At 42.3% G+C, this 22,380-nt stretch carries 21 protein-coding genes; 16 read left to right on the top strand and 5 right to left on the bottom strand.

Annotated features, from left to right (window positions below; translation table 11 throughout):
* Positions 1-231 precede the first annotated feature (231 nt).
* The 15 genes from PSE69_RS07535 to PSE69_RS07465 all read left to right on the top strand — a co-directional run bounded on the left by PSE69_RS07535 (position 232) and on the right by PSE69_RS07465 (position 14,166).
* A complete protein-coding gene (locus tag PSE69_RS07535) occupies positions 232-657 on the top strand; it encodes a universal stress protein (protein WP_272675197.1) in 426 nt (141 codons plus the stop codon).
* A 462-nt stretch (positions 658-1,119) separates the two neighbouring features.
* A complete protein-coding gene (gene nirD / locus PSE69_RS07530) occupies positions 1,120-1,434 on the top strand; it encodes a nitrite reductase small subunit NirD (RefSeq protein WP_004918973.1) in 315 nt (104 codons plus the stop codon).
* Positions 1,435-1,436: 2 nt separating this feature from the next.
* Positions 1,437-1,745, top strand: a complete 309-nt coding sequence (locus tag PSE69_RS07525; protein WP_004918964.1) for a recombinase-like helix-turn-helix domain-containing protein — start codon at positions 1,437-1,439, stop codon at positions 1,743-1,745.
* Positions 1,746-1,809: 64 nt separating this feature from the next.
* A complete protein-coding gene (locus PSE69_RS07520; protein WP_004918962.1) occupies positions 1,810-2,847 on the top strand; it encodes an aromatic ring-hydroxylating oxygenase subunit alpha in 1,038 nt (345 codons plus the stop codon).
* Positions 2,840-3,595, top strand: coding sequence for an SDR family oxidoreductase (locus PSE69_RS07515; RefSeq protein WP_272675196.1), 756 nt, complete (start codon positions 2,840-2,842; stop codon positions 3,593-3,595). The genes PSE69_RS07520 and PSE69_RS07515 overlap by 8 nt, the downstream gene beginning before the upstream one ends.
* 31 nt (positions 3,596-3,626) lie before the next feature.
* The gene (locus PSE69_RS07510) at positions 3,627-4,403 is read left to right on the top strand and encodes an IclR family transcriptional regulator (RefSeq protein WP_060561321.1); all 777 of its coding nucleotides are present in this window, start codon (positions 3,627-3,629) and stop codon (positions 4,401-4,403) included.
* A 110-nt stretch (positions 4,404-4,513) separates the two neighbouring features.
* A complete protein-coding gene (locus tag PSE69_RS07505; protein WP_060561322.1) occupies positions 4,514-5,440 on the top strand; it encodes a VOC family protein in 927 nt (308 codons plus the stop codon).
* Between the two features lie 4 nt (positions 5,441-5,444).
* Positions 5,445-6,659 carry an NAD(P)/FAD-dependent oxidoreductase gene (locus PSE69_RS07500; protein ID WP_040133049.1) on the top strand — a complete coding sequence of 405 codons (1,215 nt, stop codon included), beginning with the start codon at positions 5,445-5,447 and terminating at the stop codon, positions 6,657-6,659.
* A 70-nt stretch (positions 6,660-6,729) separates the two neighbouring features.
* Positions 6,730-7,953 carry an MFS transporter gene (locus tag PSE69_RS07495; RefSeq protein ID WP_376738366.1) on the top strand — a complete coding sequence of 408 codons (1,224 nt, stop codon included), beginning with the start codon at positions 6,730-6,732 and terminating at the stop codon, positions 7,951-7,953.
* A 30-nt stretch (positions 7,954-7,983) separates the two neighbouring features.
* Entirely contained in the window at positions 7,984-8,502 is a 519-nt protein-coding gene (locus tag PSE69_RS07490; RefSeq protein WP_004918950.1) for a cupin domain-containing protein, read from the top strand.
* Between the two features lie 15 nt (positions 8,503-8,517).
* Positions 8,518-9,357, top strand: coding sequence for an alpha/beta fold hydrolase (locus PSE69_RS07485; RefSeq protein ID WP_121875163.1), 840 nt, complete (start codon positions 8,518-8,520; stop codon positions 9,355-9,357).
* A gap of 14 nt (positions 9,358-9,371) precedes the next feature.
* Complete coding sequence (locus PSE69_RS07480; protein WP_014658164.1) at positions 9,372-10,166, top strand: SDR family oxidoreductase; 795 nt, start codon at positions 9,372-9,374, stop codon at positions 10,164-10,166.
* A 10-nt stretch (positions 10,167-10,176) separates the two neighbouring features.
* Complete coding sequence (locus PSE69_RS07475; RefSeq protein WP_121875162.1) at positions 10,177-10,971, top strand: aspartate dehydrogenase; 795 nt, start codon at positions 10,177-10,179, stop codon at positions 10,969-10,971.
* 13 nt (positions 10,972-10,984) lie between these two features.
* Positions 10,985-12,454 (top strand): aldehyde dehydrogenase, encoded by a 1,470-nt coding sequence (locus PSE69_RS07470; RefSeq protein WP_121875161.1) that lies wholly within the window; start codon positions 10,985-10,987, stop codon positions 12,452-12,454.
* Positions 12,455-12,522: 68 nt separating this feature from the next.
* A complete protein-coding gene (locus PSE69_RS07465) occupies positions 12,523-14,166 on the top strand; it encodes a thiamine pyrophosphate-binding protein (RefSeq protein WP_036943825.1) in 1,644 nt (547 codons plus the stop codon).
* A gap of 57 nt (positions 14,167-14,223) precedes the next feature.
* On the opposite strand, the gene PSE69_RS07460 is transcribed toward PSE69_RS07465, so the two are convergent.
* The gene (locus tag PSE69_RS07460) at positions 14,224-14,406 is read right to left on the bottom strand and encodes a hypothetical protein (RefSeq protein WP_230088949.1); all 183 of its coding nucleotides are present in this window, start codon (positions 14,404-14,406) and stop codon (positions 14,224-14,226) included.
* A gap of 784 nt (positions 14,407-15,190) precedes the next feature.
* On the opposite strand from PSE69_RS07460, the gene PSE69_RS07455 reads away from it, so the two are divergent.
* A complete protein-coding gene (locus PSE69_RS07455) occupies positions 15,191-15,622 on the top strand; it encodes a hypothetical protein (protein ID WP_004918937.1) in 432 nt (143 codons plus the stop codon).
* A 19-nt stretch (positions 15,623-15,641) separates the two neighbouring features.
* Here the strand turns inward: PSE69_RS07455 and PSE69_RS07450 are convergent, their stop codons facing one another.
* The 4 genes from PSE69_RS07450 to PSE69_RS07435 all read right to left on the bottom strand — a co-directional run bounded on the left by PSE69_RS07450 (position 15,642) and on the right by PSE69_RS07435 (position 21,740).
* Complete coding sequence (locus PSE69_RS07450) at positions 15,642-16,397, bottom strand: energy transducer TonB (RefSeq protein WP_053110717.1); 756 nt, start codon at positions 16,395-16,397, stop codon at positions 15,642-15,644.
* Positions 16,398-16,445: 48 nt separating this feature from the next.
* Positions 16,446-19,445 (bottom strand): TonB-dependent receptor domain-containing protein, encoded by a 3,000-nt coding sequence (locus tag PSE69_RS07445; protein WP_014658157.1) that lies wholly within the window; start codon positions 19,443-19,445, stop codon positions 16,446-16,448.
* Positions 19,446-19,462: 17 nt separating this feature from the next.
* Positions 19,463-20,923, bottom strand: coding sequence for a porin family protein (locus PSE69_RS07440; RefSeq protein ID WP_102780568.1), 1,461 nt, complete (start codon positions 20,921-20,923; stop codon positions 19,463-19,465).
* 67 nt (positions 20,924-20,990) lie between these two features.
* Positions 20,991-21,740 (bottom strand): Slam-dependent surface lipoprotein, encoded by a 750-nt coding sequence (locus PSE69_RS07435; protein WP_036943816.1) that lies wholly within the window; start codon positions 21,738-21,740, stop codon positions 20,991-20,993.
* Positions 21,741-22,380: the final 640 nt, after the last annotated feature.

The following is a 22,380-nucleotide window of genomic DNA, read 5'->3' as shown; positions in this document are numbered from 1 at the left end:
GGGAACCGCACAAATGAACTGTTTTTTCATCAAACCGTTTTAATTTTCTAACTTCAAGCCGCCGTCAAAGTATTGTTCGTTACAACGTTGTATTGTTATTGTTAGCTAACTCCATTTTTGTATTGGCTATAAGATGTTAAATTGATTAAATATTAAACTTATCTTTATTTTTACTGATTGTTTTTAGCGGATAGATTTTAAATAGGCTTGGATAATTGTTCGGAGAACAATATGTATAAAAAAATTTTAGTTCCTATTGATATTACAGAGAAAAATTTAGCAAACCTTGTACTTCCTCATATTCAATACCTTTCGGAGGAAGAAGGCGCTCATATTCATTTTTTAGCCGTTATTCCTACTATCCCTTTTTATACCTCTATGGGCTTTGGTTTTGCCGAAAAGGCAGATAGCGAACAAGATAAAGTAACAAATCAATTAGTTGATATTATTAAAGATTTTAATCTTCCTAAAGAAAAGTTTACCGCTCAGGTCGTCATGGGAACGCCTAGGGATGAAATTTTGCGTATTGCCGATGATATTCAAGCAGATTTGATTGTTATTGGTTCTAGACACCCTGGAATGTCAACGTATTTCTTAGGATCAACAGCTTCGATGATCATCCAAAACTCTAAGATTTCTGTCTTAACAGTACGATAATTCACTAACCCACTTCGGTGGGTTTTAATTTAATTCTTAGTAACTAACTAAAAAATATAAACTTTTAAATCTCATTCCTTTCAATTTTCCTATTCCTTCTCTCTGAAGAAAATAAAAAAACGCCTTAATGGATAAAGGCTTTCTCATATCAGAAATAATTCTCACTCTTTGCTGTTATTTATTTTTTACCACTATAGTGGGTAATTTACCGTGAAATAATGATAATCCCTTATTTTATGATTTTATCCATCAAACGATAGTCACACTATTTTCAGCCCATTTTGTTTCTCATATGAAACTAAAAATGACCATAATCTCGACACACTGCACATTTCAAAACAAATATTTTACATATGAGTAACATTCGATTGACTGTTTATCGCTCAGCCTATTAGGCTAGTTTTAAATAATAAACAATGTTTTATATATGAAACAACACTATTTTGCTGTGGAGGAAACAATATGAGTTGGGTCGCGATTTGTGATGTCTCGCAAGTACAAGAAGAATTTCCTTATTCAGCCCGAGTCAATGATACCGAGATCGGTGTTTTCTTAGTGGATGATCAATATTACGCCATGGAAGATGTTTGCCCTCATGCCTATGCCCTACTCAGTCAAGGGTTTGTTGAGGATGGCAAAGTGGAGTGCCCACTTCATGAGGCTGTATTTGATATCAAAACAGGAAAATGCCTACGTGAGCCAGGTGGTCGCGATCTCAAAACCTACCAGACTCGCATTAATAACAACCAAATCGAAATTAGCTTTATTGAGGAGTAGAAATGGAACCGATACAGAATTTCAACCCTTACTTACCTGCTAATCACCAAATTATACCGGCTCGTGAAGGCGGTAAAGGGCAAATCCAAGCACCGGGAACGGCGCCAAATATCGTTTGGCAAACTCGCTCACGTCTCCCTGATGACTACGAAACCGCTCTCATTGCCACATTGGAAATCTTATTTGATTCAGGTATTGAAACTCTCGAGCAAATTATTAGTGCACTCAATCAAAGACAACTCTTTGATAGACAAGGACAACCATGGAATGAAGCCAGTTTTCGCGAATTTCTCCAAGTAAACGGGTATTAATCTCCTGCCAGTGACGCAGAAATAATAATAACCAACGATACCCCACGACAACAGGAAGCAGATTATGACAACTCATGCACAACTTCAGAACTATCAAGATTATTTAGACGTTGGACTTAGAGGCCAGTGGTATCCCGTTTTATCCAGTTGGGAAGTCACTAGCAACCCAATCGGTATCACCCGCTTAGAAGAACAAATTGTGTTATGGCGTGATCAGCAAGGTCAAATTCATGCGCTTGAAGACCGCTGCCCTCACCGTGGTGCACGCTTATCAATGGGCTGGAACCTAGGTGAACGTATTGCCTGCTGGTATCACGGCGTTGAAGTTGGAGGCGATGGTATTGTCAAAGATGTTCCTGCTGTTAGCCAATGTCCATTAGAAGGTCAAAAGTGCCTAAAAACCTACCCAGTTCAAGAATATCATGGCGCAATCTTTCTTTATTTTGCCATTACTGATGAAGAGCCACCGACGCTAGCGTTCCCTGAAGAGCTGGCGGATAGTGAAAATCATAGCCATTTCTTATGTACAGCCACTTGGCATTGTAATTATCAATATGCACTCGAAAATGTCATGGATCCCATGCATGGCACTTATCTCCACTCTTCTTCGCATTCAATGGCGGACGGTGATAAGCAATCAGAGATGATTTTAGAACCGACTCAAAATGGGTTTATCTTCCGCAAAAATGACCAAATGGGGGTGAATTTTGATTGGGTTGAATTTGCCAGTACTGGCGCGAACTGGCTACGCCTATCCATCCCTTATCAAAAACGTTTCGGACCGGGTGGCCACTTCTGGATCATCGGAATGGTTGTGCCAGAAGATCGCTTCAATACCCGGGTCTTCTTTTGGCGTATCCGTAAAGTAAAAGATTGGCAACGTGATCTCTGGCGCTTTATGTACCGTAATCGCTTAGAGGGATTACATTGGGATGTTTTAGAGCAAGACCGTATTATCCTTGAAAATATGGCGCCTAATGCTCGCCAACATGAGTTCCTTTATCAGCATGATGTTGGGCTATCTCGCCTACGCCGTATTATGCAACGTGAAGCCAAAAAGCAATTTGACCAAATTTATAATAAGGAAACGTCAAATGCATAATTTACTGGCAGGCAAACGCATCGTCATTACGGGTGCAGCAAGAGGCTTAGGCTTTGAATTTGCGAAAGCGATCGCACAACAAGGTGCTCACGTCATCCTGTGCGACATATTAAGTGATCGCCTACAGCAAAGCATTACCCAGCTACGCCAAGCCGGTTTGACTGCCGATGGTTTTAACTTAGATATTGCCGACCCCGAGGCCATAGCGCATGTTTTTCAGCAGATTGGTCAACAAGGCAATATTGATGGCCTCGTTAATAATGCCGCCCTTGCCACTGGCGTTGGCGGCAAAACATTGGATGAGTATGACTTAAATCTATGGGATCGCGTCATGACCGTTAATGTAAGAGGCACATGGTTAGTGACAAAGGCGGCACTCCCATTTTTGCGCCAAAGTAGAAATGCCAAGATAGTGAATATTGCTTCTGATACAGCTCTATGGGGCGCCCCTAAGCTGATGGCTTACGTCGCGAGCAAAAGGGCAATTATTAGCATGACACGCTCAATGGCAAGGGAGCTTGGCACACACCGGATCTGTGTCAATGCTATCGCGCCTGGCCTAACTAAAGTTGAAGCCACCGAATATGTACCAGTTGAGCGCCACCAGCTTTATGAAAATGGGCGTGCTATTCAAGGGGAGCAAAAGCCCGAAGATGTGACCGGTACTGTCTTATATTTGCTTTCGCCAATGGCCGATTTTGTGACGGGCCAACTGATCCCCGTCAATGGTGGGTTTGTATTTAACTAAAGACGCCGCTTAATGCGGGGAGGTTAACGCTTTGAGTTCAACATGCAAATATTTGATCCCCGGTTTGGAAAAAGGATTGCAGCTTTTGTTACTCCTAGCACAGCAGCACCGAGAGCTAACCTTTGCTGAAATTTTACGTCTAATCGATATGCCGAAAGCGACGGCCTATCGTGCAATACAAACTTTGGTGCATTTAGACTTTATCGAACAACACCCAAGGACAGGGGCTTTTTCACTCGGTCGCAAAGTGCTTAGCTTAGGTTTAGGGTACATTGCCTCACTCGATCTAACACAGTTAGGCCAACCGATCATTGAACAATTACGCGACCGTAGCCAGTGCAATAGTCACCTCGTCATACGCGATGGGCGAGACATTATTTATATTGCTCGGGTTAGTGCTGCCGAATCAAAAATTAACCACGTGAGTGTTGGTACTCGGTTATTAGCTCACCGCACCTCAATTGGTCGGATGTTACTTAGTGGCTTAAGTCGAGAGGAGTTCGATACCCTCTATCCTGATGATGAGTTACCTGATGATGCGGGAAGTAAACAGGCATTTTGGACAATGATCCAAGCAGACCGGCTACGGGGTTATGTTATCGGAGAGTCTTTTTACCGTCGGGGTATCTCTTCCATTGTTTACCCTGTTTACAACCGAGACCACGGTGTCGAGGCGGCGATCAGTATTATGGTGCCAATGGATAGCATTCCCGCGCAAGAACGCCAACGATTACAAAATGAAGTGAGCAATGCAGCCCAAAAACTTACTGAGTTTATTGGCGGAATAACCTCCGCTAAAGCGGTATAGCGTTACCCATAAATAAAACTAAATATTAGGTTTATTGCCATAAGCCTCAGGCCTCTGCTTGCCCAAAAACAAGGTCGGCAATAAAAAACGATTATATAGAGGGTCAAATTATGTCAGTCATTGGTATTGAAAAATTAGAGTTTGGTGTTGATAACCTTGCCGCTTGTCAGCAATTCTTGCAGGATTTTGGACTGCAAACATCACCCAATAACCCTTCTTATTTTACAACACTGTCCGGTGCAAGCGTCGCCCTTTCATCGATTGATGATCCCCGCTTGCCTACACCTTTTGAATCAGGCTCCACCTTACGACGGATCACTTGGGGCGTAAAAGACCGCGTTACACTCGAACAGGTCATCAAACAGATTGAAGATTGTGCAGGCTTTCAACTCACCTCTGATGGGGCACAGTGCCTTGACCCGAACGGTATGACGGTGGCTTTTACGATTAGCCAACAACAAGATGTTACCGTCGATATTTCCCCTATCAACCAGTGGGGAGATATTCGTCGTATTGATGCGCCAAGCCCTGTTTATGACAAAGCAACCCCCATTAATATTGGTCATGTGGTCTTTTTTGTTGATGACCTACAGGCCACAGAAGCATTCTATTGCCAAAAACTGGGCTTCCAAGTGTCTGACCGTTATATCGACCGTGCGGTTTTTTTACGTACACAAATTAATGGTTGCCACCATAATTTATTCCTACTCAAGCTGCCTCATCGCGGGCGGGGCCTGAATCATGTGGCATTTACGGTTCGCGATATTCATGAGGTGATTGGCGGTGGCCTCGCCATGAACCGCCAAAAATGGAGTACTTTTATTGGCCCGGGTCGTCACCCTATTTCGTCTGCCTACTTCTGGTATGTCAATAGCCCAACGGGCGGTGCGTTTGAGTACTACACCAACGACGACTATCTAACCGAAAAATGGCAACCCCGTGAACTAGAGCACTCTCTCGTTTCCTTTACCGAATGGGCGGTTGAAGGTGGTATCGACCACGAAACACGCCGACAAGTGAAAAAAGACAAGGAGTGATGCCATGACACAACTTATTAATGGCGGTATTGTCATTATCGGCGGCGGGCAAGCCGGTGGCTGGGCCGCAAAAACATTACGAGATGAAGGCTACCAAGGCATTTTATCTGTTATTAGTGATGAGCCACATGATTTCTATGAACGACCGCCTTTATCAAAGGCAGCTTTGAAACAGGAGGGCACCCCTCTATCACGCCTATTTAGTGAAGATGAAACGGACTCTCTGAATTTGACTTGGTATCGCCCTGTTCGTGCGACCCATATTGATGCCAACAAAAAGCAGGTGCAGCTCAGTGATGGTCGCCATTTAGCTTTTGATAAATTATTAATTGCAACGGGAGGCCGGCCCCGTTTTCTCTCTTCTGCTTGGCAATCGCATCCTCGCGTATTTGCACTGCGTACTTGGGATGATGGGCAACGTTTACGTGAAGCGCTATTGTCCGCTAAAAAAATGGCCATTATTGGCGGTGGATGGATTGGCTTAGAAGTTGCGGCATCTGCACGCCAAATGGGCATTGACGTTACCGTTTTTGAACGCCAAGAGCGCTTATGTCAGCGTAGTGTACCTGCATCTGTTTCAAACGCACTCGCGCAACGCCACCAGCAAGCGGGAGTAGAAATCATAACCGATTGTGGCGAAATTTTGCTCGATGAAAGTCACGATGATTTACGGATCAGTTGTGCTAAGCAGCCTAGCCAATCCTTTGATCTTGCTGTTATGGGGATCGGTGTTGAATTAAATCTTGAGCTAGCGGCAACAGCAGGCCTTGAAGTCACACACGGTATTGTGATCAATGGACAAGGGCAAACATCTCACCCTGATATTTATGCTGCTGGCGATGTTGCTTGTCATCCCACATTATCCCTGTGTTTACAATCTTGGGCTTATGCACAAAACCAAGCCATTACCACCGCCAAAGCCATGCTTAATGCCCACAGTGAGGATTTTAATGACCCTGCATGGCTATGGTCAGATCAATATCAAGACAATATCCAGATTTTAGGGATCCCAACCCCACTAGCAACCCAACATATTCAACGCATCACACCAAATGCTGAAGTGCATTTTTCACTGAATGATGACAACGAATTAGTTCAGATGGTCGCATTTAATGACCCTCGTTCCATCAAGCTAGGCAAAAGGTGGATGCAAAACAGCCGCAAGTTATCCCCATCGGAACTTGCAGATCCTAATTTTTCACTGATGTCACTGAAGTAAATGTGCAGGTAGGAGAAATAATATGGCAAACCAACCGATACCCGTGCCCTCAGTGACACAAGAAAATGAAATGGCATCACCGCAAGAAAGCGTGAACTGGTTGATCCCAATCGCACTATTTTCCTGCGTACTGTTAGCTTTTTTCGACAAAATTAGTATTGCCGCCCTATTTTCTGATGAACAGTTCCAAAAAGCTCTAGGAATTGATTTTGATCCCACACGTCTTGGGCTATTGATGAGTGCATTCCTGTTTGCCTATGGCGTGTCATCCATGCTGCTCAGTGGGATTGGCGATAAATTTCACCCCACCAAAATGCTGCTATTTATGATCAGTAGCTGGTGTATTTTAATGATTTTTATGGGTTTTACTCACCATTACGCCACAATGGTTTTTCTTCGAGTATTACTAGGTATTGCTGAAGGGCCATTACTTGCCATTTCCTATGCCATCGTGCGCCGTACTTTTCCACAAAAAATGCAAGCAAGAGCGACAATGCTTTGGTTATTAGGCACGCCTATTGGTGCGGCTCTTGGTTTTCCAATTTCCTTGTACTTACTGAATAATTTTGGCTGGCAAAGCACCTTTTTCGTTATGGCGGCTTTCACTGTACCCGTATGGTGGCTAGTCGTTATCGGCATTCGCCACCCCAATTTAGTCAATAAGCAAACACAAAACGTGGATGGCAAAGTCTCTACCAAAGACATGGCAGAAGCTAAAATTCAACGTAATACCCTGTTACGCAATAGCCATTTTTGGATTATCTGCTTATTTAATATTGCCTTCTTAGTTTACCTCTGGGGCATGAACGGCTGGTTACCAAGCTATTTAATCAAAGGCAAATCAATCAATTTAGAGCACGCGGGGATCTTATCCTCACTCCCCTTTATCGCCATGTTATTTGGTGAAGCGATAGGAGCATGGATTTCTGACCGTTATGATCGTCGTGCCTTAGTCTGTTTTATCTCATTACTTGGCGCCGTAATCGGTCTTTCAGGTGTGCTATTTCTCACCAGTACCTACAGCATTATTTTAATGATGGCCTTTAGCATGTTTATGTGGGGGGCTGGTGCTCCAAATATATTTGCTCTTCTGGCCAAAGCGACACAAAAGCAAGTCAGTGCACTCGCTGGCGGTATTTTCAATGGATTAGGCAACCTTGCGGGTGCCGCCGCACCGTTGTTAATGGGGGTATTAATCACCCTCACCCACAATATGGATAGTGGCCTGTTATTTATTGTCATTATCGGTTTGATCGGCAGCGTATTACTTATCCCCCTTATAAAAAGATACTGATTTAACTACTCAATATCAGGAGATATCACTATGTCACAACAACTGAATCAAATAAAACCACAAGGCATCTCGATGGCGGATTGGGTTGAATCACGCATCGCCCGTTTTGAAGGCCGCAAATATGACTGGAATGCATTGAAATTTCAGGCGGATTTTGACCCTAAATACCGTCGGGCGCAGATGCGTTACATCGGTACGGGGGCGACAGGGGTTGCCAACGATGCCAATACCGTTCCCGCGGAAAACTTTACCTTCTCAACTATGGTACTGCCCTCAAAGTGTGAAGGACCGCTGCACCTGCACCCTGATGTTGAAGAAGTCTTTTTCATGCTCAAAGGAACCATCACCTTATTTATTAAAGATGGGGATGAGGAGTATGAAACCGTGCTCAAAGAGCGTGACCTAATTTCGGTTCCAGCTGGGATTTACCGTGGTTTATTTAATCATGGTGAAGAAGAAGCGTTGATGTGCGTAATGATCGGTACGCCTAAGCCTGCCATTCCGACTTACCCAGACGATCATCCATTATCAAAAGTCAAACGTAGTTAACAGGAGAATTCAGTGATGAAACTGCCTATTGAACATTTACCCACTATCCAAACCGCTGAATTCGGCTCATATCATTTGAATTGGCGTGAAGCCGGGAACGGTGAAACGGTGATCTTACTTCATGGTATTAGCTCAGGCTCTGCATCGTGGATTTATCAACTGACAGATTCATCACTGACCCAGCAATACCGCTTGCTGGCATGGGATGCACCAGGCTACCTCAATAGCCGAGCACTGACTACCGACACCCCAACCGCCAATGACTATGCAGAAGCATTAGCGGCCTTTATCGATGGCTTAGATCTTCCTCAAGTTGTATTGGTTGGTCATTCACTTGGTGCCATCATGGCCTGTGCGTTCGCTGCAAAATATCCACAAAAAATAAAAGGTTTATTTTTAGCCAATCCGGCGCAAGGCTACGCAACTAAACATAAAACTGAACAGAGACAGGTTTATGAACAACGACGAGAAATCGTCTTCAATTCAGGTATTGAATATTATGCACAGCATCGTGCCGCCGCCCTACTAAGCTCATCTGCCAGTGAACCACAGATTGATTGGGTAAGGCAAACCATGCGTAAACTTAACCCTCGCGGTTTCTTAGCCGCAGCATGGATGTTGGCTCACGATGATATTAGCCGTTACCTCAATCTTTATTCAGGCCCCGTCCAAATGGTTGTTGGCCTTGATGACACCATTACGCCGCCTGAAAAAGTGCACATGCTCGCTCAGCAACACAGTTGCCCCCTTACCTATATTGAACGAGCAGGACATGCAAGTTATCTCGATGCATCTCAGCCATTTAACCATTACCTGAAGCAATTTTTGGCGACCTATGCCGTAGTAGAAGTTTGATTAAGGAAAGCGCTATGAATTTACAATTAGAAAATCGTGTCGCCGTCGTCACTGGAGGAAGTTCAGGAATTGGCCTAGCCACAGTCCGACTCCTGTTAGCCGAAGGATGTCATGTCGCCTTTTGTGGTCGAAACCAAGATAAACTGACCGAGGCACATCACGCATTACAGGCGGCCTATCCACACGCTAAGTTGCTCGCTGTCTGTTGCGATGTGCTGGATAAAACGCAAACTGAGGCATTTGCACAGCAAGTACAAACACATTTTGGGCAAGTCGATTTACTGATTAATAATGCAGGTCAAGGATATGTGGCTCACTACGCTGATACGCCTGAAGAAGCTTGGTTACAAGAAGCGCAACTTAAATTGTTTGGCGTTATCAATCCCGTTAATGCATTTATGCCCTTGTTAGAACAGTCAGATATCGCGTCAATTACCTGTGTCAACTCGCTATTAGCAAGACAACCAGAGCCTCATATGGTAGCGACCTCTGCCGCTCGCGCGGCTTTACTCAATCTCACGCTTAATCTATCGAAAACCCTTCTGCCGAAAGGCATTCGTGTCAATTCTATCTTGCTCGGCATGGTGGAGTCAGAGCAATGGCGTCGCCGCTTTGAGGCGCGTAGCGACAAAAGTCTTGATTGGCACAGTTGGATTGGTGAGATCGCCAAAAAACGCGGCATTCCAATGCAACGCTTAGGGAAACCAGAAGAGCCTGCTAGAGCATTGGTGTTTTTAGCTTCACCAATGGCTTCATTTACCTCTGGTGCGGCGTTAGATGTCTCCGGCGGTTTTTGCCACCACATTTAAGGGAACGATGATGAAAACACTGATGCTTATCGGATATGGTGCTATGGCGAATGAAGTGATCCAACGGCTTCCTGCTGGGATTGAGCTAGGCTGGATAGTGGCTCGCGAACATCACCACAATGATATCAAACAACGCTTTCAAAACCGTGTGATACCACTAAGCTGCCCGACGCACGCCTCACAAAAACCAGACTTAGTCTTGGAGTGTGCTAGTCAACATGCTGTCAAACAGTATGCCCCCATGGTTTTAGAAAAAGGCTGGACGCTAGCCGTGATTTCAACCGGCGCATTGGCGGATGCGCAATTAGCACAAACGCTAAGCCAAAAAGCTCAACAACACCACGCTATCTTTATCCCATTATCAGGGGCTGTTGCTGGTCTCGATGGACTACGTTGTGCAAAAGAAGCCGCAATCCGCCAAGTGACCTACCAATCACGTAAAAGTCCTGCCAGCTGGCGCAATGGTCCGGCTGAAAATTACATCGACCTTGATACGGTTACAGAGCCAACGGTTTTTTTCCACGGAACAGCACGCGAGGCGGCACTGAAATTCCCCGCAAATGCCAATGTGGCGGCGACGGTTGCCCTCTACGGTATCGGTATGGATAAAACAAAAGTCGAACTTATGGTCGACCCGACGACCAAGAAAAATAGTCATCGCATTGAGGTTACTGGTGATTTTGGCCATTTTTGTATCGAATTAAATGGTAACCCATTACCTTCAAATCCTAAAACATCCCTGCTATCTGCATTAAGTGCCGTCGAAATTTGCCGTCGCATTGCAGATCAAGATGCCATTATCTGACTGGAGAATTCCCATGAAAAAACTCAATATATTTGTCGGTGGACGATGGCAACAAGGGCGCGGTAATGAAATGTGCTCTCGCTTTCCGGGTGACCAACACATTGTCGCCACGCTCAACAGCGCCAGTGTAAGTGATGTTGAAGAAGCGGTTCAGGCGGCAGAGCGTGCATGGCGAGCGCCAAGTTGGCGCAATATGCCCCCACATCAACGCGCGACTATTTTACACAACGTCAGTATGCTAATCGAAGAGCAAGCAGACGAGCTAACCCGCTTACAAACTCTCGACAATGGTAAACCTTGGGCAGAAGCTCGTGGGCTAGTCATGAGTGCCGCGGCAACAGCCCGTTATTTTGCCGCCGTATGCGAAGTCAGTGGCGGAGAGCTGCCTCCTCGTCGCCAGCCCGATATGATGACATTAAGTACATATCAACCCCTAGGTGTTATTGCCGCTATTACACCATGGAATTCACCGATTGCTAGCGATATGCAAAAAATTGCACCTGCACTAGCTGCGGGCAATGCTGTGATATTAAAACCCGCCGAGGCGACCCCGCTTATCTCATTGAAACTCGCGGAATTATTTGAGCAAGCGGGTCTACCGAGTGGCTTACTCAGCGTACTCCCCGGTAAAGGCTCTATCGTTGGTGATGCACTTGTCCGCCATCCTTTAGTGAAAAAAATATCCTTTACTGGCGGCACCAATACAGGCCGACAACTCGCACATATTGCGGCAGAAAAACTGATCACAACGTCACTAGAGCTTGGTGGTAAGTCTCCTACTATTGTCTTAGAAGATGCGGATCTCAACCTTGCGGCACATGGCGTTTGTTATGGTATTTTCAGTTCAATGGGGCAAGCTTGTATTGCAGGCTCTAGGCTGTTCGTCTCACGTGCTGTTTATGAACCTTTTATGGAAAAGCTCACTGCACTGACTCAACAACTCATTATCGGAGACCCTCGCCAAGAACGGGTTCATGTCGGCCCTTTGATATCCCCCGAACACCGAGAAAGTGTTATTCGCTACGTCAACCAAGCAATCGCTGAAGGTGGCACAATTCGCCTTGGCGGAGCTATCCCCCAAGACCCTAACTTACAAGCAGGGAATTATTATTTACCAACCATTATTGAAGGGCTGAATAACCAAGCTTCTGTCTGCCAAGAAGAGATCTTCGGGCCTGTACTGGTCGTTATCCCTTTTGATAATGAAACGCAACTCATAGAAGAAGCCAATGATTCTATTTATGGCCTTGCTGCGGGGATCTGGACGCAAGATTACACTCGCGCCTTTAAATTAGCAGATGCTTTAGACGTTGGTACTGTTTGGATCAATACCTACAAAGTTTTCTCCATTTCAACACCTTTTGGTGGGTTTAAAGAGAGTGGACTCGGTAGAGAAAAAGGCCTTGAAAGCCTCAAAGCTTATATGCAGCAAAAAAGTATTTTTCTGGCACTAAACCCACAACCAAACCGTTGGTGTGAATAAATGACCATGCATCCGTAAATATCTTCACGTTGCAAATTATTGGTTATCGAATTCTAAAGGAGAACACTATGTATGAGACAATCACGGTTGGCGAGGCGATCGCCAGAACATTAGAACAATACCAAGTCAGTACCGTCTATGGCGTTATCTCAATCCACAACCTGCCGATTGCAGATGCAATTGGTCGCCGTGGCGTGATTGACTTCACCCCTAGTCGTGGGGAAGCGGGTGCCGTTACCATGGCTGATGCACATGGTCGCTTCACCGGACTTGGCGTCGCCTTAACCAGCACAGGAGCCGGCGCGGGTAATGCCGTGGGCTCAATGATTGAAGCCATGAATGCTTGCTCGCCAATTATCCATATTACAGGGCAAGTAGAAAAAGCGTATCTGGATATGGATGCCGGTTTTATTCACGAAACGCGCGATCAACTTGGCTTTTTAAAAGCCAGCTCTAAGCAAGCATTTCGCGTCCATAGCGCCGAACAAGCGGTTGCCGTCTTACATAAAGCCATTCAAGTTGCACAAACCGTTCCTTGTGGCCCCGTCTCTATCGAAATACCGATTGATATACAAAGCGCACAAGTTCCCTTATCGCTACTCAGCGCACCACTGACAGTTCAACCTTTACCAGAAGCAACGGCGGATCAAGTCGATGCGATTTGGCAAAAATTACAGCATGCACAACGCCCTTTATTATGGATTGGTGGTGGTGCGCTACACGCCTCTGATGCGATTAAAAAATTGGCAGATCAGGGGGTAGCCGTGATCAGTAGTACGCATGGGCGAGGTATTTTATCTGACGAACATCCATTTAGCTTACGCGCTTTCCATAACGCAGATGCTATTGATAAATTGATGCGTTCTTGCGATATCACACTCGTCGCTGGCTCTCGTTTACGCAGTAATGAAACCAAAACGTGGTCATTACCCTTGCCGCAACCTTTAATTCAAATTGATATCGATCCGCTAGCGGCTAATCGAAACTATCGTGCAGATTTGGTGGTTACTGCCGATTGCCATAGTATTCTGAACGCATTAGCCAGCAAACTCGAGCAAGCTAAGCGAACAATTTCACCACAATGGCAACAACAAGTCCAAGAAGCCACTCAGCAAGCCGAAGCACAACTCAGAGCGCAATGTGGACCATACAGCCAATTAAGCGATGCGGTTGAGCAGGCACTGCCAGATCACGGTATATTTGTGCGAGATATCACCGTTTCAGGTAGCTTATGGGGAAGCCGCTTACTAAAAGCGACTCAGCCATTACACAATATTCACTCTTTGGCTGGTGCGATTGGATTAGGCTTAGCAATGGCTATCGGTAGCGCTAAAGCGAATCCTCAGACTCCCGTTATTGGCTTAGTTGGCGATGGTGGTTTAATGCTAGGTATTGGGGAGCTTGCTACCATGGCACAAGAGCAACTACCGATTGTGCTTCTTATTATGAATGACCATGGATATGGTGTTATGCGCGGGATCCAAGAGAAATATTTCGCTGATCGGCAATATTATAATGAGTTACTCACTCCTTCATTTACGCGATTAGCAGAATCAATGGGAATTAAAGCACTAACCGTTGATAAGGCAGAAGATTTTAAATCTACGTTACAACGTGCCGTCGAATTAAAACAGCCTGTCGTTGTAGAAGTCCTTATGGAAAATATTGGTAAAATGAATTTCTCAGGGCCTCCCCAGAAAAAACTATTTTAATTCACATTGCTAAATGCTGAATAGCGCATAGAGTGTCTATGCGCTATTTCATTAAGCTTATTTAGTTTGGCTTCTTGCCATATGTTGATTAATCACACGTTGTACAGCATACGATTGGCTATTTTCTGTGAAACTTAATGCCGTCGCGGCTTTTTCATGGGCATCCATATTTGAAAACGTTTTCGATAGGCCATTAATCGTTGGTTTTTCAATATTGGCTTTTTCAGCATGCCTAGCCATCGCAATTTGGTTAGCTTGAGAGGTACTGTTTTCTGTAAAACTTAAAGCAATCAGCGCATTTTCATGCGTACGTACCTTATCGTGAGCCTGTGATTGTGCTACCGCTGAAGAACAAAAAAAAATGTTGCTATAATAGAAAATAATACTTTATTCATAAAATAACCTTAGACTGATTAATATAAAATGATTGATAAAAACCCAGCAGTCGATAGGTTTTTATCCATAAATTAAAATGCTAATTAATAAAAATAAAATAAAACATATAGCGAGTTCAGATTTTAAAAACGCAATCATAAAATTATTAATAAGCATTAACTAAATTCAAACTGAATGGGGAATTAAGCGAATAATATTCGTTTGAAATTTTAGACTCTCACCATCGTGATTAATATGGCGAATAACAAACTCAAAAGAATATCAGCCTGAATAATTCTTCACCAACAGAAATAATTTACTGGCTACTGCATTTTTCCTTTATATCCTAAGGAATCAAACCTAATATACTTCGCTAGCGGATCACTGAACATTGATTCTTTATGCAAATAAACAATGCGTTTTATGCAATCTCCTTTGTACCCTATAAACAGGTAGTTTATTTATCCTATGCTGTAGCACCATACTGTTTGCCTTAAAAATTACTTTTGTTCTAGAGACACTTAATCACCGTTTTAATATTAGAGGTTACTTGCATATTTTATTTTACTGTAATTCAAGTTAAGTGCTATATTAGGCTCGATGGAAAAATACATATATCAACAACAAACCTGATATCTAAGGGATTACTATGAAAAAGTATTTGTTGCCAATTAGCCTTTTTGTAAATGTGGTATTGCTGATCACCATTATTGTCGTGGGAGCTCTGTTTTTTAACTTAAAAAGCAAAATTGACTCAACTGTCGAACAAATTAAAAATGGGCAATATGCTGAATTAGTTAAAGATAATACAGCAAACTTAATTCCCGAAGGGCTAAAAAATTTCAAGAAAATTGAACCTAATCAAAGTCAATGCGACTATTTCTATCAACAAATAGATTCACTGATAGGTTATTTAGAAGAGAACCCGACAATTGCAGGTTCAGAAAAATATGTTAAGCAGCTAAACAACCTTAAAAAATCAGCAGAAAAAACCCCTTCTACACTGAAAGAAACAGCCTGTGAAAAAGGGATTTCAACGATTAACTTTATTGGCGAAAAAATATCTACGGCAACTGAATGATGTGTGCCACCCACAATCGCTATTTAAATTCAATTTTAAAGGTGACTATGTGAGCAAAGCCGGAAGGTGGCTTCCCTACTGACTGGCTTTTTTCAACAGCAGCGAGCGCAGCGTTATCCAATAGTTCACTACCTGAACTACTCACAATACGCGCTGACATTATTTCTCCCGTCTCCGTTAACCTAAATTGGACTTGAGCAACACCTTGTTTCTTCATACTTTTGGCGCGCCGAGGATAGCGTTTATGCCTTTCAACTTCTTGGCGTAATTTTTCCCTGTATGCATTGATTTGCTGAGTATCTGCTAGGTTTGACATCCCATTTTTAGGTTGCCCCACCTTCCCCATCGAAGGGGAAGATGCCGCCGTTTCCCCTTGTTGTGACTGCTGTGGTGTTATTGCCGACTTGGTTATTTTATTGGTAGATACTTTTTGCTGTTCAACCTCTTTTTTCTCGCTTAAACGCTTATTTGGCTCTTTGACCTTTTTTTTAGGTCGCTCAATTTTCTTCTCTTTTTTTGGTAGCACTACCTGTGCCGTCTCCACGACAACAGGCGGAACAATCTCCGCTTCAGGCTCAACCATGGGTGTCATATCTGAGTCTGTTGGCGCAGTTTCTTCAATAGCGTGTGTTAACGCAATCGACATCACTGGCGCATCCATTACCGCTTGATGCTGTTGATTTTTTTCTTCTTGAGCCAGATGAATAAAGCCCATAATAATGACAGCGTGCAGCAAAACAGACAGAGTAACAGTTAAAAAACGCGTCTTTTTCATGAGAATCTTAAGATGCCCTTCTTAGTACCACAAGAAGGGCATTTTGCTTTAAAAATGGCTTGTAAAATTCAATCGTAACGTTCTACCCGGAGCAGGCATCATGGTTCGAGTGAGTGGATCCACATAATATTCATCAAGAATATTTGTCGCTAACAATTCCATTTTGACGTTGTCTGAAATGCCATAACTGACGTAAGCATCGGCAACAAATACAGGCTCCCAGCGCATTGGGCTATTATTTAAAGGTGCGTAGTTGGCCGGATATTTATCCATCATTTTCTTTTCGTCATTATTTTCAGCACGGCTGTGATAACGCATGCGGCTACCAATTTCTAAACGCTCATCCAAAAAACGCATCCCTAAATTGGCATTAATACTGTATTTAGGTTGTAATTGTGTGCGTAAGAACCCACCAGGAAAGCCCGCATCAACACATTCAGACATATTAAACTTGTTAGTTGGATCTAAAGCAGCAATGGAGGCACTATCACACACCTCATTTTGCAAACGGTAATCAAGCCCAATATCCCCAAAATAATTACCATTGTCATAACGAGCTTGTAGCTCAATACCTGATGTTTTGTGCTTATCTACTTGTGTAAACTTGAGATAGATATCCCGTTCAAACGCGTTTTCAATGACCGTGTGATAATAATTAATACGCACGTCAGCGAAACGTTCCGCACCCAGTAGACTTTGTAAATTACGCACATAGCCCACTTCCACTGTTTTACCGCGTTCAGGCTCAAACTTCTCGGTGAGTGACGCATAACCCCTTGAGCCAGAAAAACCTACCGTATCCTCAAAGATACTAGGCATACGTACCGTTTCCGTATAGCTCGCGTAAACTCGGTCATTATCAGTTAAATAGGCAGAAGCGGAAAAGGAAGGCGCCCAAGCATGTGCTTTCTTTTTCCCCTGATGGCGGAATCGTTCTTCTTCGGATAAATAGCGAATATCTTCCTGTTCATCGCTAGAGCGAGATTGATTGGGAATATATTGATTAACCACTTTGCCTGTAAATGGATCGACAGTCTGTGCTTTTGTATCAATCGTACCATTATAAAAAGGGTTGGTTTCTCGGGTCAGTTTATTTTTTCCATCGGGTCGCCATTTAGCCTTATTTTTTTCATCTATGCGGAACTCCCCTTGCCCATTTGCAGATCTGAATCCCGCATAATCGAGAGAATGTTTTTGTAAATTTAGCGCTTCCTCAACAAACCTTTCTAAATAATAAGGCGAATCCATGACGTCATCTAATTTTTGCCCTTCAGCATTGGTAAAACGAGTCAATGTGTCATATTCATTTTGTGTAATTGTGCGTGAAATATCATAGTTTTTGGAGAGTAGTTGATGAGGTCTCGCAAAGTTAACATCTTTCGCATCGCGTCGTTTATCTAATAAATGATCTTTCGACCAATAACTCGTTCGTTGAGCACCAGCCGTCACATTCAACCAATCTGTTGGCCGCCATTCAAAATTAAATGCGAATGTATTCTCTTGCCTTTCCCCTTCTCTCGGTACAGCTCGGAAAATCGTCGATGTAGAACTCCCTGAATATTCAAAAATATCATCCTCTGTATCAACCGTTTCTTTGCTAAAACTCCCCATTAAAGTTAAATCAAGGCTATCTGTTAATGCCATTTGGTTAGATAAATTTAAGCCTTGTCGTTTGTTCGTTGAATTCAAGGATGCACCCGGTACTAACGTACCATCAATATTAGGGTTGCGAGGCATCCACCCATATTCAAACCCCATATCACGCTCTTTAGGCTCTCGAGGAAAACCGCCTGAAGTATTCGTATCACTCGTTGTTTTGGTCATCCAGTAACCAAGTTTCATATTTACGTATGGATTATCTTCAGGATTTAAATAATAGTCGGCATGAAAAGCTTGAATATTAAATTTCGCGAGTGTCCATTGCGGCACTTTTCCATCTAACTCCATGAAACTGATCCTTGACGGCATGATTTCCCCATAGTGGTTCGTCGTATGGGTATATCCTAATGACACCTTTTGTGAGTCAGATAAAAATAGATTCGTTTTCACTAAATAACTCTCCATTTCACTGGAGGTATTAGTTACCTCTTTACCTGGTGCAAACACGTTCGCAGCAAAAGGCAAATAGGGGTCAACCGGTTTAGATGGGTTCTTCGGGTCATAACTAAACACATCATCTTTATAGCGATTAGCTCCACGTTTACCCGCAAAGTAGTTTCCTTGGTCTCGATAACTATAAGCCGCCATGATATCGAAACGTGATTGCCGAGTTCCCACCGCGACCCTAACTGCATTATCTTTAAAATTAAAAAAGTTTGCGTCTCCACGAGATTTAGGCGTAACTAGCAGCCCTGGATCATTAAACAGCATTCTTGCTTTGTTGCCATTTTTTATATTATCCATAATCGCAGGGTCATCTCGATAGTCATGCCCATAATCTAAATTAGGTACTCTTGGTTTTGTTGAATTACTGCTGGTTTCCAATTTTAAATCAAAACCAAACGTTTCATCTGGAGCAACGACATCATCAATATTAAGTGTCTTTATCGCAATGCCCCCACCAACCGATGTTTTCACATTAGGGTTTAAGGATGCACTTTTTTGAATCGTTATACTGCTGATCATATTTGGGTCAACATAATTACGATTATTGGCTCCGTTATATCCTCGCCACACTGTTTGGGCTTGCTCTGTGCCATCGACAGTGACTGGTACTCGGCCTTGACCTTGTATCCCCCGAATATTGGGATCTAATGCACCACTATTACGTGCATCTCCACTATACACCCCTACCGCACTATTGAGCACATCTGCTGGGTTAGTTCCTTTATAACGTTCAACAAGATCTTTTCCGAGGTAAATATTGGATTCATTTTTATCATACTGATCGTCATAACCTTTTTGATCGCGTTCCTTAATTGTTTCTGCGTTATCTTTAACAATAATAGTACCGAGGTCTTCTTGTTCTTTTGCTAACACTAAACCGGAAATTAAGGTAAGCGAAATCCCTGTCACAATATTCATTGTGATGATTTTTTTTATTTTCATTGTTAACACCTAAAATATTAAAAGCGTTTTTCTAATCTAATTTCAATTTCACTTTGTTGATATGAATACAGTGCATCAATATTACTTTTATTGACTCTATACCTATAAGAAATGGATGGTGTCATTGTGGCAATACTGTATTTAGGTAAACTTAACTTAGCCAAATACAGTTGTTCATCATCCATTCGATTTTGACTTCCCAACGCATATTGCGGAGCATTAAATCGAGTTTGCTTATAACTGGCGATCCCCAATAGATGATAATACTGACTAACGTCTTTAAATATTCCTCCTCTTATGCCATATTGTTTATAACTGTCACTATCATAAACCTTATTCACATACCCACTATCTACACCACCAAATATCACCGCATCTGAGCTAAGAGCATAAATCCCTGTGATATAAGCCTGACTCTTATTACCATCTTGGCTTTGATAAGGTGAACGATAGTTTATTTTTTGGTGATCAATCACTGTACTCAGCGAAAACTGGGGTAAAAAACGATACTCCGCTTCCATTCCCACTCCAACACCATAATAGTGTCGCCGCTCTCCTACCCATTTAAATTCACTAATTGGGCCAATAGCGAATGATTTTTTTGCATCCTGATATTGATAATAAACCCGTATGTGGCTGGTATTTTCATTATACTCGGCAGCACCATCATACTTATTGCCATAGGTATATGCTTTAAACAGTAAACTGTGATGCTGGTAAAGTGAAAAGGTACGTTTAATATCACCATCATAGATAAATTTGGTGCCTTTATCCGCCAATCCAGCACCATAACAAAACTGCTGCACTGCATTTCTGTAGCAACGCTGTCTTTTATCCCCCGGTACTTGATTAATATTAGAGTTGTAACCGTAACCTACCGAAAAACTTCCTGACCAACTATTTCGTTTACTTAATTCCGTAATAAATTGTGAAATTGTAGCTAATACACTTTGTGGTAACTGCTGCTGATACTTTTCCAATACCCGTTTAAACTGTGAAGATGCCTCATTATTTTGTTGATCTTCAAAATAAGTTCGAGCTAATTCAAGCTCGACACGCAAAAAATCAGGTTTTAGCGCTAAAATAGTTTGGTAGTGAAAAATAGCCTGAGCATAATCATGATTTGCACGTGCCATTTGTGCTTTAGCAAACTCAACAAGTAAAACGTCATATCCACTTAATTGTTGGTAATATGATAATAGACGTTCTACGTCATCGTATTGCCCACGATTTAAGGCAATATAAATAGCCATTCCCATCTCATTAAGCGTATTACTAACCTGATATTCTTTACCATCGAAATTAATTTTGATGTCATCTTTAATAAACGGTTTATTATTTTCAATAACGGGAGATTTTCGACTAAATTCCGCTTTATCTTTTAATAAAAAGCGATAATTATCAATATCACTTATCTCTCCGATGGCGACACTACTATAAAGTAACAACCATAGGATACCCGCTCGAAATAACCCCATAAATATCAACCAATGTTCTATTAAAGTAATCGTAATAGGTGGAAATCCTTTCCACCCGCAATATAAGTTATTGCACTTTTGAACCGCCAAACGAAGTGTCTTTTGTATGGTCACTATCAAAGGTGGTTATACCCGCGACAACATCCGCATTTTTGCCAAAAAACTGCCCTGAGCTTTTACCCTGAATTGAACCATTTGCTATTGCACTACCAGAAAATTGCCCTTTGTCTTGAATGTTACCATTCATAGTAATATTAAGAGATTGACCATTTAGAGCGCCTGTATATTTTTTCGAACCAAAATCAGCATTAAATACACCGCTTAATTTACCTGGACCATCAAATTGATTGATACCAGCAATGGTATATTCCGCCTGCCCCGCGGTTGGTACCGACTCTGTGGCTTCTTTACCTGAGAAGAAAGCAGTATGAGTTTGGTCACCTACACTCCCCGTTTTAGACCAGTCGCCAAAATAGACTTCTGCATTAGCAACTTGTGTAAAATGAAACTCCCCCATCGCCCCTCCATGGCCACCACTTGATGCAGGTAATACATTGACACCTTGCTCATTCTCTGGTGCTAATGATTTAAAACCAGAAAAACCAATTCTTGTACCGTTAGCGATGGTTTTCAAACCGACACCAGGATCACCAATAACCCCACTATGGGTGCCTTGTGCAAACTGTGTTTTTCCAACATTCACCTCAACTCCATTGGAATCATACGCTTGGCTCTGTCCTGAAACCGTCTCTCCACTAGTACTAAACGCGACACTCGATAAAACAATTGTTAATGCTGTTAATGATAGGTTTTTCATAATATTCCTTGCCATATAAATGATAAATGCATATTAAATATAACTATCTACTCACAACAGATTCATTAAAATAAATGATCGATTCGGAGTATATATCAACCCCACCCAATTGCAAATAGTTATTATTATCATTACCATTTGTAGGTATTTTACTTCTTTTTACGCTATAACCATGGCCAAATCGAATAAAAAAATAACAAATATCATTAAAAAACAGACAGTTAAACAATTATCCTAACTTAGGATAAATTTAGGCCTATAGAATGGAAAAATAGAAAAATTAAGACTATTATATTGCCTATATAAATTTCAATTACCTTTCATATAATAACCACAATAAAAACATAAGAATTTATTATGTGATCTGCATCATAAAGCCTCATACATTGATTCTTTCCCCCACTCCATTTCCTTTTTTTAAGCACAATAACTGCATAAAAACTCAACAAATAAACATACAACATTGCAGATGCGCTCCCCTATCAGTAACTGTTATTTGCAATAACTTTCAATATTATTTTTGATGGCATAGCAACACTTTGAACATCAGTAAATAACAGTAAAAATAATGAGTTGATTATCACTCAAATAAGGATTCAAATTTACAGAATAAAATATCTATGTTAATTTTCATTTTTAT

The organism is Providencia sp. PROV122 (assembly GCF_028482365.1).
Classification (GTDB): domain Bacteria; phylum Pseudomonadota; class Gammaproteobacteria; order Enterobacterales; family Enterobacteriaceae; genus Providencia; species Providencia stuartii.
Note: the sequence above shows the minus strand (reverse complement) of the source record. Positions and strands in the feature narration are given on the sequence as shown.

What these genes read in the sequence shown, in the direction of transcription:
- PSE69_RS07535 (WP_272675197.1), top strand. Translation starts at nt 232, where the DNA reads ATGTATAAAAAAATTTTAGTTCCTATTGATATTACAGAGAAAAATTTA.
- nirD (WP_004918973.1), top strand. Translation starts at nt 1,120, where the DNA reads ATGAGTTGGGTCGCGATTTGTGATGTCTCGCAAGTACAAGAAGAATTT.
- PSE69_RS07525 (WP_004918964.1), top strand. Translation starts at nt 1,437, where the DNA reads ATGGAACCGATACAGAATTTCAACCCTTACTTACCTGCTAATCACCAA.
- PSE69_RS07520 (WP_004918962.1), top strand. Translation starts at nt 1,810, where the DNA reads ATGACAACTCATGCACAACTTCAGAACTATCAAGATTATTTAGACGTT.
- PSE69_RS07515 (WP_272675196.1), top strand. Translation starts at nt 2,840, where the DNA reads ATGCATAATTTACTGGCAGGCAAACGCATCGTCATTACGGGTGCAGCA.
- PSE69_RS07505 (WP_060561322.1), top strand. Translation starts at nt 4,514, where the DNA reads ATGTCAGTCATTGGTATTGAAAAATTAGAGTTTGGTGTTGATAACCTT.
- PSE69_RS07500 (WP_040133049.1), top strand. Translation starts at nt 5,445, where the DNA reads ATGACACAACTTATTAATGGCGGTATTGTCATTATCGGCGGCGGGCAA.
- PSE69_RS07495 (WP_376738366.1), top strand. Translation starts at nt 6,730, where the DNA reads ATGGCATCACCGCAAGAAAGCGTGAACTGGTTGATCCCAATCGCACTA.
- PSE69_RS07490 (WP_004918950.1), top strand. Translation starts at nt 7,984, where the DNA reads ATGTCACAACAACTGAATCAAATAAAACCACAAGGCATCTCGATGGCG.
- PSE69_RS07485 (WP_121875163.1), top strand. Translation starts at nt 8,518, where the DNA reads ATGAAACTGCCTATTGAACATTTACCCACTATCCAAACCGCTGAATTC.
- PSE69_RS07480 (WP_014658164.1), top strand. Translation starts at nt 9,372, where the DNA reads ATGAATTTACAATTAGAAAATCGTGTCGCCGTCGTCACTGGAGGAAGT.
- PSE69_RS07475 (WP_121875162.1), top strand. Translation starts at nt 10,177, where the DNA reads ATGAAAACACTGATGCTTATCGGATATGGTGCTATGGCGAATGAAGTG.
- PSE69_RS07470 (WP_121875161.1), top strand. Translation starts at nt 10,985, where the DNA reads ATGAAAAAACTCAATATATTTGTCGGTGGACGATGGCAACAAGGGCGC.
- PSE69_RS07465 (WP_036943825.1), top strand. Translation starts at nt 12,523, where the DNA reads ATGTATGAGACAATCACGGTTGGCGAGGCGATCGCCAGAACATTAGAA.
- PSE69_RS07460 (WP_230088949.1), bottom strand. Translation starts at nt 14,406, where the DNA reads ATGGCTAGGCATGCTGAAAAAGCCAATATTGAAAAACCAACGATTAAT.
- PSE69_RS07455 (WP_004918937.1), top strand. Translation starts at nt 15,191, where the DNA reads ATGAAAAAGTATTTGTTGCCAATTAGCCTTTTTGTAAATGTGGTATTG.
- PSE69_RS07450 (WP_053110717.1), bottom strand. Translation starts at nt 16,397, where the DNA reads ATGAAAAAGACGCGTTTTTTAACTGTTACTCTGTCTGTTTTGCTGCAC.
- PSE69_RS07445 (WP_014658157.1), bottom strand. Translation starts at nt 19,445, where the DNA reads ATGAAAATAAAAAAAATCATCACAATGAATATTGTGACAGGGATTTCG.
- PSE69_RS07440 (WP_102780568.1), bottom strand. Translation starts at nt 20,923, where the DNA reads ATGGGGTTATTTCGAGCGGGTATCCTATGGTTGTTACTTTATAGTAGT.
- PSE69_RS07435 (WP_036943816.1), bottom strand. Translation starts at nt 21,740, where the DNA reads ATGAAAAACCTATCATTAACAGCATTAACAATTGTTTTATCGAGTGTC.